We start from the raw sequence: 16,589 nt of genomic DNA, 5'->3' as shown, positions 1-16,589 counted from the left end.
ATTATTTTTTCTTAAACCCATGCAGCATCGCTCGAACCAGATTTTCATGGTGGATATAGCTTTCAACGGCTACGCCTATAACATGTACAACCACCAGAATCAGCGTGAAGTTGGCGAAAAATTCATGCACTTCTTCCCACATCTTTTCGTTAGCGGAGCCTATAGCCGCCAGCGGTCCGGCTGCCTGGTCGGCACCGTACACCGCAAAGCCGGTGATAACCGTCATTAATAAACTGACCAGCAATAATACAATCATCGCCGCACCCGCTGGGTTGTGGCCGAGGTAACGCTGGGTTTTTAATGCGATCAAATCTTTAAGGTAGGCAATCGACTTGGCGGGACTGCATAAGAAATTCGAGAACCGGGCATAGTCGTTGCCGATAAATCCCCAGATTAATCTGAACACCAATAATCCGCTTACCAGGTAACCGGCCCAAACGTGAACCGTTAATAAGTCATCTTCAGTCAGGTAAGCGATAAAAAATCCGGCAACCAGCAGCCAGTGAAAAATTCTAAGCGGAAGATCCCATACTTTAATTAATGCTTGTGATTCCATTTTTGTACTCCAGATTTATTATAGTGTTGGCATATTTTTGGGAAAAATAAAAAATGCAGTTGAGCTTAGCATGACACACGATTATTTAACATTACCTACGATAGCCTCGGTTTGCCAGCCGCCGCCCAGAGATTTGTACAGGGCGACTCTGTTACTGAAAAGCTGGGACTCGCTGGCAACCAGCAAGCTTTGGGCTTGATAAAGCGCCGATTGGCTGGTCAGTACATCAAGAAACGCGGTCAAGCCATTTTGATAGCGTTCGTTGGCTAATTGAACCGCCAGTTGGTTGGCTTCAACGGCTTTTGCCAGCGCTTTGTGCCGCGCCTGCTCGTTGCTATAGGCGATTAGCGCATCTTCCACTTCCTTAAAAGCGGATAAAACCGTGGATCGATAAGTCAGGAAAGCTTGTTCAAATTGCGTTTTCTTGCTGTTGATATTGGCGTTCAGCTTTCCCCAATTAAAGATCGGCAGGGTTAATGAGGATGCTGCCGACCATGATTTTCCAAGCGGGGTAAAGTCGGTGATGGTCGTATTTTGCAAGCCGATGAACGCTGCCAGGTTGATTTTCGGGTACAGCTCGGCGGTCGCGACACCGACGGCTGCATTGGCGACTGCCAGCTGCCGTTCGGCGCGGCGAATGTCCGGTCGGCGCTGTAATAATTCGGAGGGGAGGTTGGTTATTACCTTAGCGGCAATGGTCGGGATCGTGCCTTGTTGGTCAAGCCGCATGGCTAGAGCTCCGGGTTCTTTGCCGAGCAATACGCTGAGTGCGTGTATCGACTGCTTGACTACCGTTTCATAATTCGGCAATTGTGCCTCTGTCGTGGCGGCCATGGCTTGAGCCTGCGTCACTTCCAGCATGCTCGCAAGTCCTGACTGTTGCCGGATTTGCGTTAGCTCCCGGGTTTGCTGTTGTGCATGTAAATTTTCACGGGTTATCGCGACCAGTCGTTGATTGGCGCGGAGTTCGATGTAGTTGCGGGCAACATCCCCCAGCAGGGTAACCAGCACATCCCGGCTGTTTTCGACTTCGACATCAATCGTTGCATCGGCGGCTTCTACCGCCCGTCTGACGCCGCCGAAAAAATCCAGCTCCCATTGAGCGTCAAAGCCCATTTGGAAAATGTTGATGAACTGATTGCCGATGCCAAAACCGCCTCCACCAGAGGCTGTGCCGCCAGTTTGGGCAGCGGATGCGGACGAGTTGTTGAACCGCCTGCTGAGATTGCTCTTTGCGTCCAAGCTGGGCAAGCCTGCTGCAATGGTCGCGGAGCGCAGGACGCGGGCGTCTTTAACCCGTTCCAAGGCAAGCTTTAAATCCAGATTCGAGATGATCGCGTCGCCGATCAGTTGGTCGAGTACCGGATCATTAAAGGTCTTCCACCATTGTTCCGCCTGCGCATCGTTCCCATGTTCTGCGTGGGAACGGGCATTAGCAGTCGATTCACTCCATTGCTGCGGAACCGTGATTTTCGGGCGCTTATAGTTGGGGCCGACAGCAAAACAGCCGGATAACAGCAAGGCGGCAAAAAGCGTAAGCGAACGACAAATCATAACGGCGGACGGCCGTCGCCGGAATAATCCCCGGCTTCAATGAATACATCCATCTGTTGCCCGACATAAACAGGCAGTTGATGCCGGTCAAAACTGTACAGTGCCTGCAATACGCGCGTATCAACCTGTTCGGTGCTGTCGCCGGTCAGCGATTTTTTGGGTACCACGTAAGGTTCCACATAAGCCGGAATCAGGTCGGTTTTGAAGTTGGGATTGCCGCGCAGGAAAGCCACGGCCTTGCTGTTTTGGTCGAAGCGCCAGGCATCATTTTCATCGATGTCTACCCGCACATGCAGCTGGTCCATGTTGCCCAACATCAGCAGAGGCGTGTTCAGGGCTCCGGCCTGGGCAAATTCGCCCGGCCGGATGTTGACTTGCAATACCTCACCGTCCACCGGTGCTTGAACGACGAGCCGGGCCAGCGTGGTTTGTGTCGTTGTCAGCGCGGCTTCGGCCTGTTGCACCAGGGCTTTGGCGCTGTCCAGTCTGGCTGAGTTGATCAACAGGGCATTGCGGCGTTTAAGCAGTTCCTCGGAACTGATGGCGCGCCGGTCGGTTATGGCTTCGGCCAAATCGCTCAGCGATTGGGTATCTTTGACTGAGGCTTTGGCTTCGTTAACGCCTGCCCGAGCTTTGGCGAGATCGGCACGTTTAACGGCCAACTCTGCACGGGTATCGCGGTCGTCCAGATAAAACAGCGGTGCGCCGGCCTTGACCTTATCGCCAACCTTGATGGCCACGGTTTTGACGATGCCGGACAAGGGCGTGCCGATCGCGATATTCTGGCTTTTTGCCTCGACAATACCCGATCCGGCAATAAACGATGTAAACGGCGCGGAGGCGGGCGGTGCCACGACGGGAGCAACCGGTATTGGTTTATTGCTGTTGACGACCGTATAAGCCGCAAAAAGAAATCCGGCCGCTGCTAGTATCGGTAATGTGTATTTAACTTGCATAGTCGCTCTTGGACATAGTTTTATGGTTTGACTGCAACAGGAGTGCAAGCTTTGCTCGTGCTTGCAGGCGAAGCCTGCACTCTAATTCCTTTGACCTCAACAATATGCCCGTCATCCATTTCGGCAATGCGGTCGGCGAAGTCGAAAATCCGGGCATCATGGGTGACGATGACCAGTGCCCGGTCGTTGTGCAAGGCCACGTCTTTGAGCAAGGTCATCACATTGCGGCCGGTTTCATGATCCAGTGCGCTGGTGGGTTCGTCGCAAACAATCAGTCTCGGGCTATGAATCAGCGCTCGGGCAATGGCGACACGTTGCTGCTGCCCGCCGGAAAGCTCCGAGGGCAAGGCTGTCACTCGCGCGCCCAAGCCCACTTGCTCCAGCACGGCGGTGGCTTTGCGCTCGGCATCGCTGCGTTTCATGCCGTTGATGATCAGCGGTATCGACACGTTTTCCGCCGCGCTGAGTGCAGGCAGCAGGTTATAGGCCTGAAACACGAAACCGATATTGCGCGCCCTGAAATTCAGTTTGCGTTGATTGCTCATATTCAGCAAATCTTCGCCGAACACTTCGCAATAGCCGCTGTCCTGATCGAGAATACCGGCGATAACTGAAATCAACGTGGTCTTGCCGCAGCCTGAGGGACCGACCAGCATCATCAGTTCGCCCAGCGCAATATCCAGATTGACGCCGTTCAGCGCGGTCACTTTCTGGTCGCCGGTATCGTAAATTTTGACTACATTCTGGCAGCGTACCGCCAATGACGATGGATTCATGTTTTAGCCTTTAAACACAATAGCCGGTTCCAAACGGATTACTTTAAGGATGCTGATCAGCGCCGCAAACACGCAAATCAGGCTAACCCCGGCACCGCTAAACATAAGCAGTTGCCACGGAAACTTGAACGCCAGTATCGAATTGCGCATCGAGTAGCCGAACACTGCGGTCAGGCCCACGCCCAGACCGTAACCGATGGTACCCACTAAAACCGCCTGCAGCAAAATCATGCGCAGCAAAACCCAGTTGCTGGTGCCCATCGCTTTCAGCACGCCGAATTGACGGAGATTCTCCAGGGTGAAATTATAGAAAGTCTGTCCGGCAATGGCCGCGCCGACGATAAAACCCAACAGCACCGAAATGCCGAAATTGATCGGGATGCCGGTGTTATGCATAAAATACTCATAAGTGAGCGACATAAACTCTTCCCGCGTATAAGCCGCCAAATCGGTCGTTGCGCGGATGCGTCGGGTCAATTCGGTAAGGTCTTGTCCCGGTTTGGCTTTAACCAGAACGAAAGACAACAGCTTGCGTTCCTTGGGCGCGTAGCTCTTGGCGCGGGAATACGTGGTATAGACTACGGGCTGGGATTGAAAGGTACGGGTGACCTTGGCGATACCGACAACGATGGCACGACGATCGTTTAACTCCAGGCTGTCGCCTACTTTAAGCGCAATGGGTTTGCCGTCGGACATCGGTGCAGGCTTGCCCAGTTTGTCCCTGGCGCCGTCTATATCGACGATGACGCCGTCGCTGCGGCGCAAGTCTTCAATCGTTCCTTCCAGCATGACCGGCGGGCCGCCGATTAAGGTGGCGTCGTCTAATCCTACGACATTGCAGGTTTGAAAAGTACCGTCGGCCAGCCGCGCTTTTAACAGCCCTTTGTACATCGGCATCGCCCACTCCACGCCGGAAACACCGCGTACCCGGTAAAGTTCGGTGTCCTGTAAAGGTTTGATGTCATCGACGAACTGCACTTTCGGGTCCATCACCCATATGTCGGGCAAACCGACATCCGAAATGAAACTGTAAGAGCGCGACATCAGCCCCAAGAAAATAGCCGGTTGCTGGGTCATGATCAACGAGGCAAAAGTCAGACCCATGACAATACCGAGATATTTGCCTTTATCCCCCATCAGCATTTTTATGGCAATGTGATTCATGGTTTTGAGTTCTTGGTTGGCTGGACGTGAAAGGATTCTATCATGCAACGCAAATTGATAACGGACAACCAGCGATGCTCATGTAGGGCGCGCCGCGCGCGCCAAAGGGTAGCAAGATTATTCAAGCATCGGAAAAGGCGCGCGTGGCACGCCCTACGCATCGTTCGTATTACGAGCAAGTGCCCGAAAACTCACATAAATTGACAACGCACAAACGTATTCATAGAATACAACCCATGAACCACATGACCTCATCCTTGAAAATTAGCAAACGATGGCTGCGAAAGATTATTAGCTTTCGCCGCAGTGCTGTTTTATTGATTCATTAATTCCATTTTAGCTAAGCAACTGCGGGTCTTGTCCCCGTTGCTTTGGTAGTCTTTCCGGCAAGATTCGCAGTTTTTCCATCTTAAGGAGAAGTTTGTGCATCAACCCGAATCCGTTATACCTCAAAACAATCGTCAGGCTATTTTCGGTTATCTGTTTGTTTTACTCGGCGCGTTTGGCTTTTCAGCCAAAGCGGTGCTGGTCAAATTAGCCTACAGTTACAGCCATCAATTGGATGCCATCACCTTGATGGTGCTGCGCATGGCTATTTCATTACCTTTTTTTCTGGTAGTGGCGTTATGGTCGGCCAACGATTCGGCAAAAACTAACGATGCGCAACGCTTAAACAGGCAGGACTGGCTGATGATTTTCGGTTTGGGCCTATTGGGTTATTACATTGCCAGCTTCCTTGATTTTGCGGGGCTGCAATATATATCGGCCGGTCTTGAGCGCTTGATTATATTTCTCTATCCGACCTTTGTGGTTTTGTTCACGGCGGCGCTACAACGCCGGGCCATTAACCGTCATCAAGCTGTTGCCTTGGCTTTAAGTTATGCGGGGATGATGTTGGTGTTTGCTGACAATAGGGCAATGGCATCATCGGGCTTATTGTTAGGTTCGGCATTGGTTTTTTGTAGTGCGGTCGCGTTTGCCTTTTTTTTGATGGGCAGCGGCATGATGGTCAAACGGATAGGCTCGACGCGTTTTACCGCCTATTCGATGACCGTCGCCTGTCTTGCGACCGGTTTGCATTTCGTGATTCAGCACGGCGTTAAGCTGTTGAATTTGCCGGCCGATGTTTATTGGCTGGCGCTGATCATGGCGATTTTTTCCACCGTGCTCCCGGCGTTTTTAATGAATGCCGGGATCAGGCGCATCGGTGCCGGTTCCGCATCTATCATCAGCTCTATAGGGCCGATAGGTACGTTGGCGTTGGCCTTTGTATTGTTAGGCGAGACTTTGACGGCGGCGCAACTGGCCGGGACTGCTTTGGTGTTAATCGGCGTTTATGTGGTTAGCCGGGCTAAATCATAAAATCGGCTATACATTTACATCAAACAGCTGATTGAAAGCTTTGATAACTGCTTGCTGATCGCTATCAGTGTGACCTTGGTTTATCGGTTTGGCTTAACGTAATTAATGTTATTCCTGCTTCCCCTGTCGGGTTACGGCGTGGGGAGCAAAGATGCCTAAACTCCATGACCGGCGCGCCCAATCCGACCTACACACTTGGCTCATTTCGTCTTAATTTCCTCTAATAATTGGAGCGTCAAAGCATCCTTCTCTCCATTAAAGTACTTGTCAAGGATACGGAAAAATACGGAGTATGGCTCTGCCACACAGGCAAACAGCGTCATGGAAGATTTAAGCTTTAGATTATCAGGATAGCCAAAGATTTCTGAAATTGAGCGTCCTTCAGCGGTAAAAACCGCTTCTGCGCATTCCAACAGCCTTTTTCCAAGGACAGGATGATTCAGGTATTGCCGAGCTTCTTCCAGGCTCTTAATGGCATAATGTTTTGACGTTGTACTGTGCCCCAAGCCATCAATTTGCGGGAATATATACCACATCCAGTGAGTTCGTTTCCGGCCGTTCCGGCCGTTTCTTAACTCTGCGAGCACTCTGTCATAGATGCTGTCTTGCGCACGGGTGAAGCGACTTAAGTCGACGTTGTCGCTTGCGTTTATCATGCTGATCTCCTTGTTGATCTACCCCGGCAGGTTACGATCCAGTTCAAGAACGCCTGTTATACAAAGCCATTACCGTTTTAACGTAATTGCGCGTTTCGGGGTAGGGCGGGATGGAGTTATGGTATCTCATCACCGCCCCTTCACCGGCGTTATAGGCGGCAACGGCCAGATCCAGATTGGAACCAAACATTCTGAGCAAATCTTTCAAATAATGGGTGCCGCCGTCAATATTCTGCACGGGATTGTTTCGGTCAACAACGCCGTAGCGTCTTGCGGTATCGGGCATTAACTGCATTAAGCCTACGGCCCCGGCTGAGGAGATTGCTTTGGCATTGTAAGCGGATTCCGCCTGGATAACGGCGTGTACCAGCCTAACATCAACCTGATGTCGATTAGCCGCCTCGGTAACAAGGTCGGCGAATCTCTTCTTGTTGGGGCCCATATAGGGCAGGGCTGCGGCATAATTTACCGGCCTTGTTCGTATGATGCGCTTGTACAGATCGTTTTTAGGCTTGTCGGTATAGGTGATGCTGCCATCATTGCCGATAAATTTATAGATGTCAGCCAGCACCTCGTTTGAGATGAGTAATAGGGTTAAAATAACGGCAATTCTCATCATGGCTTCACCTATCGACTCGGTTTGATAGCGATTATACTTGCGGCTTTGACCGCCCTGTTTCTGGCTTCATCGACAGTTTCAGCCGTAGCTAACGCAACGCCCATGCGCCTGTTGGTAAAAGCTTCAGGCTTGCCGAATAATCTGATTTCGCTGGTCGGGACGCTTAGCGCCTTGTCCAGTCCTTCGTAAACCACGCCTTGTGCATCCAGGCCACCTAAGATTACCGCGCTAGCTCCCGTACTGTGCATGCCGGTATCGACAGGTAGGCCTAAAATGGCTCTGGCGTGTAATTCAAATTCATTTTGTTTCTGGGTGACCAGGGTCACCATGCCGGTATCATGCGGTCTGGGGCTAACTTCGCTAAACCAGACGGTATCGCCCTTGATAAACAGTTCAACACCAAACAGGCCGAGTCCGGCGATTTCGTTGGTTATCTTGAACGCGATGTCCTGAGACGCTTTGATCGCGGCGGCGCTCATCGCTTGCGGTTGCCAGCTTTCCCGGTAATCGCCGTTTTCCTGTACATGGCCTATCGGTGCGCAAAAGTGAGTCTCGACTTCTCCGTGCTGATCCAGTGCGCGTACCGTTAACAAGGTGATTTCAAAATCAAAGTCGATTTTTGCTTCAACAATAACCTTGCCGGTATCCACTCGGCCGCTGGATTTAGCGTAATCCCAGGCGGCTTTCAGCTGATCGGCATTTTTAACCATCGACTGGCCTTTGCCGGATGATGACATAGTCGGTTTGATAAAGCACGGATAACCGATGCCTCCATCAACCGCCGCCTGCAATTGCTCAAAACTTTGTGCAAATGCATAGTCCGAAGTGGCGATTTTAAGCTGCTTGGCGGCCAGAGTTCTGATGCCTTCGCGGTTCATGGTCAACTGTATCGCTCTGGCGTTAGGCACCACCGTACATGACCCTTCCGCTTCAATGTCGAGCAGCGCCTGGGTCGCAATCGCTTCAATTTCAGGGATGATGAAATCGGGTTGTTCCAGTGCAATCAGCTTTTTGAGCGCTTCGGTGTCGGTCATATCGATCACATGGCTGCGATGCGCCACCTGTTGCGCCGGTGCATTCGGGTAACGGTCGACGGCAATCACTTCCACGCCGTAACGTTGCAGGGCAATAGCCAGTTCTTTGCCCAGTTCGCCGCTGCCGAGCATCAGGGCTTTGGTTGCACTATTTGATAAGGGGGTGCCTATTTTCATTGTGAATCCGCCAGATAGTTGTCTATGTCTTCTTTGGAGAAACCGATTTTTTTCGCCACGCGGTCGGCATGGCTGACTCGGGATATGCCTGTAACCAGTTTGTAGGTCGGCGCGTCATTGGCAAACTCGACTTGTCTCGGCAAGCCTGTGCCCTGCGCAACAAAATGATCGACCAGTTGATGATTATGGGTAATTAAAAGGGTGCTGTTGCCTTTCCGGTAAAAGCCGTTCAGCACATTCGACGACGATTCCATTTTTTCTTCGAAGGTCGTGCCTTCGGATAATTCATCCAGAATCACCAGGCTTTTAGGCGTAGCCGCCAGAAAGATATCTTTGGTTCGCTTCAATTCGGTACCGAACCGGCCTTCGCCGTCATCCAGATGACTGATCTCGGGCGCCTGATAAAAAATCCGGTCGGCGACGGTCAGTATTGCCGATTTGGCAGGAACATAACAGCCGATTTGCGCGAGCAGCTGGATCTGGGTGACCGTTTTGCAAAAAGCCGTCTTGCCGCCGCTGTTGGGTCCGGTGACCAGTACCAGTTTGTCATCATCCAAGACAAAATCGTTGCCGACATAATCCGGGTTTTGTTTGCCTAGTACCGGGTTCCTGGCATCAACCAGATTGATCCGGTGATGCGTCGCATCAATCAGTTCGGGCAATACATGACTCCCGCCGAATGCCTCGGAAAATTTTATAAACGATAGCAATTCGTCGAGCTTGCCCAGCGCATCTAAAGTGTCGGCTACCGCCGGGGATTTTTTAAACTCATTTCTTAGCGGGATAATGCAGCTATCGCGATCAAAGCCGCCGACAATCGGAAAATAAACCAGCAACAAAGGCACCAGGAAAATAGTCGCGGTCGGGATAGCCTCAACTGAAACCTTGAACATGTCGGTGGGGAAAAAGTGCGCCAGCGCCCAGATGGCTCCGAAAAACAGCGTGATCAGCAGCGGTTTGAACAGCCGGGGTTTAAAAATAATCGCAGGCGAAAACGACGTCTTCCGCTGTTCCTTGCACTGGAGATTATTTTCAACAATATAAACCGGCCCTTCCATCAGCGAATAAGGTCTTGATTCTGAAAAGGCTTTTATTTGCTCGAAAATGCCTTTTAGATAGTCGCTTTGGGGGGCTTCTGCCGCTTGAATCTGATCGACCAGCTCCAGCATAAAGCGGATGCCGCGTTTATATTGCAGATAGCCGTAGCCTTCAATTTCGTGCTCTTCTCTGGCGGTGCCAAAGGTTCCCAGAAATTCGCCGAACAACAGCAAATAGAAGTTTTTTTCATCGGCTATCGCGTGTTGTACGATGCGTTCAAGCTGCTCTTTGAGTGCCGGATTATTGCGCAGCTCTTCGACGGCTTGTTGTTTGGCTTTAATCGGGTCCAGCGTATCCAGCGGCTGGGTTAACGAACGAAATAACACCGCTTGCCCGGCAATTGTTGAGGCGTAATTGACGGCCTCGAACAGCTGATCGACTTCAATCGTATTGAAAGTTCTTTGGTCAATAACACCGTCGCCGGTTTCCAGAGGTTTGCTCGATTTGATGGTCGGCCAGCTGCTATCTTGCCAACTTTGTAAGAGTGTTTGTTTCATTTTTTAGCCTTTTGGTTCGCTGTTTGCATCACTAAAAGTTTTATTTCAACGGGCTTGCAAGCTTTACTTGTACTTGCAGGCAGAGCCTGCACTCCAGTGGTTAAAGCTTCTGCTCAATCAGATTCACTATAGCGTCAACATGAATGGCTGAATCATTTAGCGCCGATATATAACGATACTCCACGCCGCCGGAAGCGATAAAAATAGCCTTGTTTTCCATCGCTATTTCTTCCAGCGTTTCCAGGCAATCCACCGCAAATCCGGGACAGACAATATCTATGGTCTTAACGCCCTGTCCCGGAAGATCCTGTAACGTGTCCACACAATAAGGTTTTAGCCATTGGGCCTTGCCGAACCGCGATTGGAAAACAATCATCCATTGTTTTTGGTCAATGCCCAATTTCTCGGCAATCAGGGCTGCGGTTTTATGGCACTGGTGAAAATAAGGGTCGCCCCATTGAGTCAGTTGCTCGGGCAAACCATGAAATGACATCAATAATAATTCATTTTTGCCGTGATCCCGCCAGCTCTGCTCGATGGATTCTGCAACCGCATCAATATAGTGGCTGTGCTGGTGATAATCGCTGATAAATTGGATGTTGGGCAGATGCCGCCACTGATTGAGTTCCTTAATCACGTCATCATAGATGGATGCGGTGGTTGTCGAGGAATATTGCGGGTATAACGGCAGAATGATTAAGTTATCAATGCCTGCCTTTTTGAAGGCTTTTAACTGTTTTGCTATCGAGGGTTCGCCGTAGCGCATCACATGCTGGGTGCTCACGCCCTTGGCACTCAGCTTATCGGCAACCCGTTCGGCCAATTGCAAGGTCAGAAAAATTAACGGAGAACCTTTCTCATCCCAGATTTTACCATAGGCTAAGGCCGATTTTCGGGGACGAAAAGGCAGCACAAAAAAATGCAGAATCACCCACCACAGCGGTCTGGGCAGGTTGACAACCCGGGGGTCCCAAAGAAAAGCCTTAAGAAATCGTCTGACCGCTTTGGGTGTCGGTGCAGTAGGCGAACCCAGATTTGCCAGTAATACGCCGGTTTTTTTGGCTGTCATCGGAGATCTTATCGGCTGATTAGGGTTAAAAATTCTGACCGGGTACTGATCTCTTTACGGAAAATTCCGGTCATCACTGACGTTGTCATGACCGAATTTTGCTTTTCAACACCGCGCATCATCATGCACAAATGTTTAGCTTCAATAACTACCGCCACGCCTCGGGCACCGGTTGCCAGTTCTATCGCATCGGCTATTTGCTTGGTCAGTTTTTCCTGAATTTGCAGGCGACGTGCGTACATATCGATAACGCGAGCTACTTTGGATAAGCCCATCACCTTACCTTGGGGCAGATAACCCACATGACATTTGCCGATAAACGGCAGTAAATGATGCTCGCATAAAGAATACAGTTCAATATCTTTCACGATAACCATGTCTTCGGTATCGGCGTTAAAAATAGCGCCATTGAGTACTTCTTCCAGTGTTTTTTCGTAGCCGTTGTTTAAAAATTTGAAAGCCTTGGCTGCGCGTTTTGGCGTATCGATCAGGCCTTCCCGATTTAAATCCTCACCGACTGCTTCGATAATCCTGGCAAAATGCTGTTCCATAGTCTCAATCTCAGTAATAAAAATAGGTCGCCAGTATACAGCATGGCGTTGTGAAGTTTAAAGCTTCCGCTTCCTCGGCAATTGCTCCTGCATTGCTCTCGGCAACTGCTCCATGCGTTGCTCTACCTCCTCCATCCATGAAGTCGAAGCTCACGCCCCTTGCGATGGCTCATGCCCCGTTTGGCAATCAAAATTTTAACGCTTCCAAAATCACGTTGATATCCGCGCCGGGTTTGCAGGCATTGTCGCTCAGATGTCGGCGCCAAGCCCTGGCACCCGGTTCAGCATGAAAAAGTCCCAAAATATGCCGGGATATACTGTTTAAACGAACGCCATCGTTAAGCTCAAGTTGCTGCTGAATGTAGGGGATTAACAACGCCATAATCATTGCCCGTGACCGGGGTTCTTTGGGTTCGCCATAAAACCGCCGATCAACATCGGCCAATAGATAAGGATTGTGATAAGCCTCCCGGCCTACCATGACGCCGTCAACATGCTGCAAAATGTCTTCGGCCTGATCCAATGTGGTGATGCCGCCGTTCAGGATGATTTCAAGCCCAGGAAAGTCCTGTTTGATTTGATAGACCATATCATAGCGTAATGGCGGAACATCGCGGTTTTGCTTGGGCGATAGGCCGCTTAACCAGGCTTTTCTTGCATGGATAATAAAGGTTTCGCAACCGGCATCGGCAACCGTAGCGACAAAATGCACCAGCTCTTGATAAGAATCGCGCTCATCAATGCCGATTCTCGATTTGACCGTGACCGGGATTGATACCGCCTGACGCATCGCCGCAACGCACTCGGCGACCAGCTCGGGTTCCGCCATCAGGCAAGCGCCGAAACGGCCATTCTGAACCCGATCGCTGGGGCAGCCGACATTCAAATTGACCTCGTCATAGCCGTAATCTTCAACCATCCTGGCGCAGAGGGCCAGTTCCCGTGGATTACTGCCGCCCAATTGAAACGCCATCGGATTTTCAGCCGGATGAAAGTGCAAAAACCGGTGAGGGTCGCCATGAATCAACGCGCCGGTCGTCACCATTTCGGTATATAAAAACGTGTGTTGTGAAATCAGCCGATGAAAATAACGACAGTGTCTGTCAGTCCAATCTAACATCGGGGCAACACATAGCCGATGCCTTGGATTATCTGGTTTTGTCATGAGCTTTTATGCATGTGGAGCGGGACGCTGGAGCGTCCCTGGCGGCATTCCCACGCCGGAGCGTGGGAATGCATCCCGCAACGCTCCAGCGTTGCCAAGCGAAACACGAGAGAAAAATTATTTTCCCCAGCATTCAGTCACTTTTGCGGCAGTCGTTTGAGTGACAAGCGAAGTCGTTTTTCCATCTTTATTAACAGCGAAAGTACCGCATGTGGCGTCTGCAAATGGCGCTAGCGGAGTCGCAGTAGCTGTGTAAGCCGTAGCGGTGTTTCCCGAGACGGCAATAGTGTAATAACCATCAGGTGAAGTAGCGTTGACACCTATATTTGCAAGTGTGTCGTAGCTTGTATGATTAGCCCGCCATTTTTCCTGTGCCAATTGCACCTGCAGCAGCGCCGCCTTGGCATCAGACCGTTTTGCCCTGATCACATATTCGGTATACGCCGGATAAGCAATGCTCGCCAGAATTCCGATAATGGCGACTACAATCATCAATTCTATTAAGGTAAAACCGGAAGATCGTTTAAACGTGTACATTGTTATACCTTTTTAAAGTTATTAAACGGATGCAAATATAGCATAACCGATACACGCGAAGATAATATTGAATAATGTTCAAATTTAATCGGCAAAATGTAGATTAGCTAATGGATTAAAATCGATAGTAATCTATACTCAAATTACACAAAAAGGTGGATAGACATGAACAGACAAAAACACGCCGGTTTTACCCTGCTAGAGGTAATGATAGTCGTTGCCATCATCGGCATACTCGCGGCGATAGCCGTACCGTCTTATCAAGACATGCTCGAACGCAACCGCCTGAAACAAGCCGCCGAAGGATTAAAATCAGACATGCAATTTGCAAGAACCGAAGCGATCAAGCGAAGCCAAACTGTCCTTGTTACGCGTACTCCCGGTAATGCCGGGACGTGGTGTTATGGTTTAAGCATTAAAGCTGCTTGCAGTTGTGCACAACTAACTACGACGGCCGCTGATTATTGTGAAATAAAACGTGTTTTAGGAACCGATTTTAGCACGACCAATATGGAGGCAGCCGTTGGCAATAACAGTAGCTTTAATTCTAGGCGCGGCACTATCGGTGCAAGCGGTGTGACATTTAGCACCAACAATTACGCTGCCCGTGTTGTTTTTACTGATGTCGGGCGAGTAAGGATATGCACGCCTTCCGGTTCAACTGGTATATCAAATTACCCGGTTTGTCCTTAAACCTACATGTAGAGACAAGATCATGAAAAAACAAACCGGTTTTACACTGATTGAAATAATGATTGCTTCATTGATAGGCCTGGTTATTGTTTCGGCCACCATTGGCATTTATATCAGCACGATTAGAGGCAGTACGGATGTGTTAAGGTCAGCAAGATTAAATCACGACCTCGATTCTGCGATGCAATTAATGATTAATGACATCCGTCGAGCGGGTTACTGGGGCGGGGCAATTGCAGGCGCTAACAGCCAAACTAATCCATTCACAGGAGCAACAACCAACGTGCAAATTCATGATGAGGGCAAGTGTATTTTGTATGCCTATGACGCCAATGGCAGCGGTATTAACACGTTAGATAATACTGCTGACGATGTCGATGCTAATGAATTTTATGGCTTTAGACTTAACAATAACGCTGTTGAAATGCGATTGACAGGTACAACTACAGCGGTTGAGGGTTGCGGCCAGGCTAATCAAAACTGGCAGGTATTAACCATCAACGACAACAGCGGCGAAAAAATCAATATCACGCGCGTTGAATATAGTTTCGATCCAATTGTTGATCCCAATTTACCCGGCACCAGCAAATGCATGAATACAACCAGCTTGGATAATCCACCTGAAACGTTATGCATTGATACCGTCGATTATCTTGATTCTGAAGAAAGAGCCATAGAAACCCGGCAGATCAATATTGTCATTACCGGCCGATTAGATAATGATGACACGGTCACGAAAGCAGTCAGCAACTCGGTAAAAATCAGAAGCGACCGCATTTTCACGCAACCCTAGCCGTAAGCCATCTCTTATAAGGTACGACGATGAAAACCAATACCTCAAGTTTAGCCCACCAGCGCGGCGCAGCAACACTTCTGACTGCATTGGTGTTGCTCATTAGCATTACCTTGGTAACCTTTCTAACCGCTAAAGCCGTACTGGTTGAAACCCAAATGTCCGCTAACAATTATCGTGCAGCACAGGCAATGTCTGCGGCCAATGCAGCCATGGATTACGCGCTGGCCTATTTTGGCGATGCGGGTAACAACACTTTTCCATGTGCCACAGCCAACTATCCTGGGAACTTCGTTCAAAACCATACCTATATTGCAGGCGCTGATTTACCTACCAATTCGGCCAGCGTTTGTATCGACAATACCACAGCTAGGCCGCTCACTACTCCCTGGGGCGTAACCGTCAATACCACTTGCGTTCAGAATAACGGCGCTACCACTGCGGGTATGATTATCGCCACAGGTTGGAGTGATGACGGGCAGGCACAACGTACTGTTAGTCAATGTGTTGGCACACGCGCGCTTTTATCGGGTAACGGGCCGGATCAAACTTTGGTGTCCGGCGGTAGCGTTCAACTGACCGGTAGCGCCCAAATTATCAATCGCTACAACGACCTTAACATCTGGTCGGCCGGAGCGGTTAATATCCAATCCGGCGCTATGGAGACTTATATTCGCCCGACCGATAAAGAAATCAATGAACTCAATTTTAATGAGTTAACCAGCACCCAGACATCCCCGACAATACCTAATGTTCAAAAAGTTTCGAGTAATGGCTTAGGTACTGGAACCGATATCTATCAGAGTGACGGCGTTCTCGCCGCTGCCATTACCGCTACTGAAGCGGATATAACAGCTGGTGGTGCAGGCGATGGCCCGGATACTTTTTTTGATATGTTTTTTCCTGGCATTAGGAAAGCCGAAATTGCAAGAAGCGCTAAAGCTTCGGAGCAATTTTTTGAAGCTGATCCAGGCAATAGTCTCGCGGGGCTAAAGGGTATTGTTTATGTCAAAGGCGATGCCAGTTTTGGTGGCAATAACAGCGTAGGCACAGCCGCCGCGCCGGTATTATTATTCATCGATGGTGATTTTACATTAAACGGCGGTGATGTTTTCGGCGTCATCTATGTAACGGGTAAATTATTGGGAGCTGGTAGTCCGAATGTGGTTGGTACGATTATTACCGAGGGAAGTGTAGATCGGGGGGCAGGTACAGTAACGTTGGTCTATTCACCCTTTGGCGGCGGGAGCGGGGGAGCTGGTGGATTGCCAGGTTTGACCGGCATTATTGCCGGTTCTTGGCGCGATTGGTAATAACAATATTAAGATGGAG

Annotated in this window: 17 protein-coding genes; 4 read left to right on the top strand and 13 right to left on the bottom strand. The window is 49.9% G+C overall.

Going from position 1 to position 16,589, the window contains the following annotated elements:
• Nucleotide 1: 1 nt before the first annotated feature.
• The 5 genes from ABXJ76_RS13910 to ABXJ76_RS13890 form a co-directional block, all read right to left on the bottom strand.
• Nucleotides 2–556 (bottom strand): cytochrome b/b6 domain-containing protein, encoded by a 555-nt coding sequence (locus tag ABXJ76_RS13910; RefSeq protein WP_432741330.1) that lies wholly within the window; start codon nucleotides 554–556, stop codon nucleotides 2–4.
• An 81-nt stretch (nucleotides 557–637) separates the two neighbouring features.
• Nucleotides 638–2,110 (bottom strand): efflux transporter outer membrane subunit, encoded by a 1,473-nt coding sequence (locus tag ABXJ76_RS13905; protein ID WP_432741329.1) that lies wholly within the window; start codon nucleotides 2,108–2,110, stop codon nucleotides 638–640.
• Nucleotides 2,107–3,066 carry an efflux RND transporter periplasmic adaptor subunit gene (locus ABXJ76_RS13900; protein ID WP_432741328.1) on the bottom strand — a complete coding sequence of 320 codons (960 nt, stop codon included), beginning with the start codon at nucleotides 3,064–3,066 and terminating at the stop codon, nucleotides 2,107–2,109. The genes ABXJ76_RS13905 and ABXJ76_RS13900 overlap by 4 nt, the downstream gene beginning before the upstream one ends.
• A gap of 20 nt (nucleotides 3,067–3,086) precedes the next feature.
• Nucleotides 3,087–3,842: an ABC transporter ATP-binding protein gene (locus ABXJ76_RS13895; RefSeq protein WP_432741327.1), complete on the bottom strand. Its 756-nt coding sequence runs from the start codon at nucleotides 3,840–3,842 to the stop codon at nucleotides 3,087–3,089.
• A 3-nt stretch (nucleotides 3,843–3,845) separates the two neighbouring features.
• Nucleotides 3,846–5,006, bottom strand: a complete 1,161-nt coding sequence (locus ABXJ76_RS13890; protein WP_432741326.1) for an ABC transporter permease — start codon at nucleotides 5,004–5,006, stop codon at nucleotides 3,846–3,848.
• A gap of 423 nt (nucleotides 5,007–5,429) precedes the next feature.
• Between ABXJ76_RS13890 and ABXJ76_RS13885 the strand changes: the two genes are divergently transcribed.
• Complete coding sequence (locus ABXJ76_RS13885) at nucleotides 5,430–6,368, top strand: DMT family transporter (protein ID WP_432741325.1); 939 nt, start codon at nucleotides 5,430–5,432, stop codon at nucleotides 6,366–6,368.
• Nucleotides 6,369–6,568: 200 nt separating this feature from the next.
• Here ABXJ76_RS13885 and ABXJ76_RS13880 read toward each other — a convergent pair whose 3' ends face one another.
• The 8 genes from ABXJ76_RS13880 to ABXJ76_RS13845 all read right to left on the bottom strand — a co-directional run bounded on the left by ABXJ76_RS13880 (nucleotide 6,569) and on the right by ABXJ76_RS13845 (nucleotide 13,771).
• Nucleotides 6,569–7,024 carry a DUF1810 domain-containing protein gene (locus ABXJ76_RS13880; RefSeq protein WP_432741324.1) on the bottom strand — a complete coding sequence of 152 codons (456 nt, stop codon included), beginning with the start codon at nucleotides 7,022–7,024 and terminating at the stop codon, nucleotides 6,569–6,571.
• Between the two features lie 43 nt (nucleotides 7,025–7,067).
• Complete coding sequence (locus tag ABXJ76_RS13875; RefSeq protein ID WP_432741323.1) at nucleotides 7,068–7,643, bottom strand: lytic transglycosylase domain-containing protein; 576 nt, start codon at nucleotides 7,641–7,643, stop codon at nucleotides 7,068–7,070.
• 8 nt (nucleotides 7,644–7,651) lie between these two features.
• Entirely contained in the window at nucleotides 7,652–8,854 is a 1,203-nt protein-coding gene (purT, locus tag ABXJ76_RS13870; protein ID WP_432741322.1) for a formate-dependent phosphoribosylglycinamide formyltransferase, read from the bottom strand.
• A complete protein-coding gene (locus ABXJ76_RS13865; protein WP_432741321.1) occupies nucleotides 8,851–10,449 on the bottom strand; it encodes a MutS-related protein in 1,599 nt (532 codons plus the stop codon). Before ABXJ76_RS13865 ends, purT begins: the two co-directional genes overlap by 4 nt.
• 100 nt (nucleotides 10,450–10,549) lie before the next feature.
• Nucleotides 10,550–11,518 (bottom strand): ferrochelatase, encoded by a 969-nt coding sequence (gene hemH, locus ABXJ76_RS13860; RefSeq protein ID WP_432741320.1) that lies wholly within the window; start codon nucleotides 11,516–11,518, stop codon nucleotides 10,550–10,552.
• A gap of 8 nt (nucleotides 11,519–11,526) precedes the next feature.
• On the bottom strand, nucleotides 11,527–12,069 hold the full coding sequence (folE, locus tag ABXJ76_RS13855; protein ID WP_432741319.1) for a GTP cyclohydrolase I FolE: 543 nt from the start codon (nucleotides 12,067–12,069) through the stop codon (nucleotides 11,527–11,529).
• A 187-nt stretch (nucleotides 12,070–12,256) separates the two neighbouring features.
• A complete protein-coding gene (gene dusA, locus ABXJ76_RS13850) occupies nucleotides 12,257–13,234 on the bottom strand; it encodes a tRNA dihydrouridine(20/20a) synthase DusA (RefSeq protein WP_432741318.1) in 978 nt (325 codons plus the stop codon).
• A 117-nt stretch (nucleotides 13,235–13,351) separates the two neighbouring features.
• Nucleotides 13,352–13,771, bottom strand: coding sequence for a type IV pilin protein (locus ABXJ76_RS13845; RefSeq protein WP_432741317.1), 420 nt, complete (start codon nucleotides 13,769–13,771; stop codon nucleotides 13,352–13,354).
• A 165-nt stretch (nucleotides 13,772–13,936) separates the two neighbouring features.
• Here ABXJ76_RS13845 and ABXJ76_RS13840 point away from each other — a divergent pair, with 165 nt between their 5' ends.
• From ABXJ76_RS13840 to ABXJ76_RS13830, 3 genes are read left to right on the top strand one after another with little or no spacing between them, the layout of a single operon-like run.
• Nucleotides 13,937–14,464 carry a GspH/FimT family pseudopilin gene (locus ABXJ76_RS13840; protein WP_432741316.1) on the top strand — a complete coding sequence of 176 codons (528 nt, stop codon included), beginning with the start codon at nucleotides 13,937–13,939 and terminating at the stop codon, nucleotides 14,462–14,464.
• 22 nt (nucleotides 14,465–14,486) lie between these two features.
• Nucleotides 14,487–15,257, top strand: a complete 771-nt coding sequence (locus ABXJ76_RS13835) for a prepilin-type N-terminal cleavage/methylation domain-containing protein (protein ID WP_432741315.1) — start codon at nucleotides 14,487–14,489, stop codon at nucleotides 15,255–15,257.
• A 29-nt stretch (nucleotides 15,258–15,286) separates the two neighbouring features.
• Entirely contained in the window at nucleotides 15,287–16,570 is a 1,284-nt protein-coding gene (locus ABXJ76_RS13830; protein ID WP_432741314.1) for a hypothetical protein, read from the top strand.
• The last annotated feature ends 19 nt before the right edge of the window (nucleotides 16,571–16,589 follow it).

Source organism: Methylobacter arcticus, assembly GCF_050917435.1.
In the GTDB taxonomy this organism is placed as follows: Bacteria; Pseudomonadota; Gammaproteobacteria; order Methylococcales; family Methylomonadaceae; genus Methylobacter_A; species Methylobacter_A titanis.
Note: the sequence above shows the minus strand (reverse complement) of the source record. Positions and strands in the feature narration are given on the sequence as shown.

What these genes read in the sequence shown, in the direction of transcription:
- ABXJ76_RS13910 (WP_432741330.1), bottom strand. Translation starts at nt 556, where the DNA reads ATGGAATCACAAGCATTAATTAAAGTATGGGATCTTCCGCTTAGAATT.
- ABXJ76_RS13905 (WP_432741329.1), bottom strand. Translation starts at nt 2,110, where the DNA reads ATGATTTGTCGTTCGCTTACGCTTTTTGCCGCCTTGCTGTTATCCGGC.
- ABXJ76_RS13900 (WP_432741328.1), bottom strand. Translation starts at nt 3,066, where the DNA reads ATGCAAGTTAAATACACATTACCGATACTAGCAGCGGCCGGATTTCTT.
- ABXJ76_RS13895 (WP_432741327.1), bottom strand. Translation starts at nt 3,842, where the DNA reads ATGAATCCATCGTCATTGGCGGTACGCTGCCAGAATGTAGTCAAAATT.
- ABXJ76_RS13890 (WP_432741326.1), bottom strand. Translation starts at nt 5,006, where the DNA reads ATGAATCACATTGCCATAAAAATGCTGATGGGGGATAAAGGCAAATAT.
- ABXJ76_RS13880 (WP_432741324.1), bottom strand. Translation starts at nt 7,024, where the DNA reads ATGATAAACGCAAGCGACAACGTCGACTTAAGTCGCTTCACCCGTGCG.
- ABXJ76_RS13875 (WP_432741323.1), bottom strand. Translation starts at nt 7,643, where the DNA reads ATGATGAGAATTGCCGTTATTTTAACCCTATTACTCATCTCAAACGAG.
- purT (WP_432741322.1), bottom strand. Translation starts at nt 8,854, where the DNA reads ATGAAAATAGGCACCCCCTTATCAAATAGTGCAACCAAAGCCCTGATG.
- ABXJ76_RS13865 (WP_432741321.1), bottom strand. Translation starts at nt 10,449, where the DNA reads ATGAAACAAACACTCTTACAAAGTTGGCAAGATAGCAGCTGGCCGACC.
- hemH (WP_432741320.1), bottom strand. Translation starts at nt 11,518, where the DNA reads ATGACAGCCAAAAAAACCGGCGTATTACTGGCAAATCTGGGTTCGCCT.
- folE (WP_432741319.1), bottom strand. Translation starts at nt 12,069, where the DNA reads ATGGAACAGCATTTTGCCAGGATTATCGAAGCAGTCGGTGAGGATTTA.
- dusA (WP_432741318.1), bottom strand. Translation starts at nt 13,234, where the DNA reads ATGACAAAACCAGATAATCCAAGGCATCGGCTATGTGTTGCCCCGATG.
- ABXJ76_RS13845 (WP_432741317.1), bottom strand. Translation starts at nt 13,771, where the DNA reads ATGTACACGTTTAAACGATCTTCCGGTTTTACCTTAATAGAATTGATG.
- ABXJ76_RS13840 (WP_432741316.1), top strand. Translation starts at nt 13,937, where the DNA reads ATGAACAGACAAAAACACGCCGGTTTTACCCTGCTAGAGGTAATGATA.
- ABXJ76_RS13835 (WP_432741315.1), top strand. Translation starts at nt 14,487, where the DNA reads ATGAAAAAACAAACCGGTTTTACACTGATTGAAATAATGATTGCTTCA.
- ABXJ76_RS13830 (WP_432741314.1), top strand. Translation starts at nt 15,287, where the DNA reads ATGAAAACCAATACCTCAAGTTTAGCCCACCAGCGCGGCGCAGCAACA.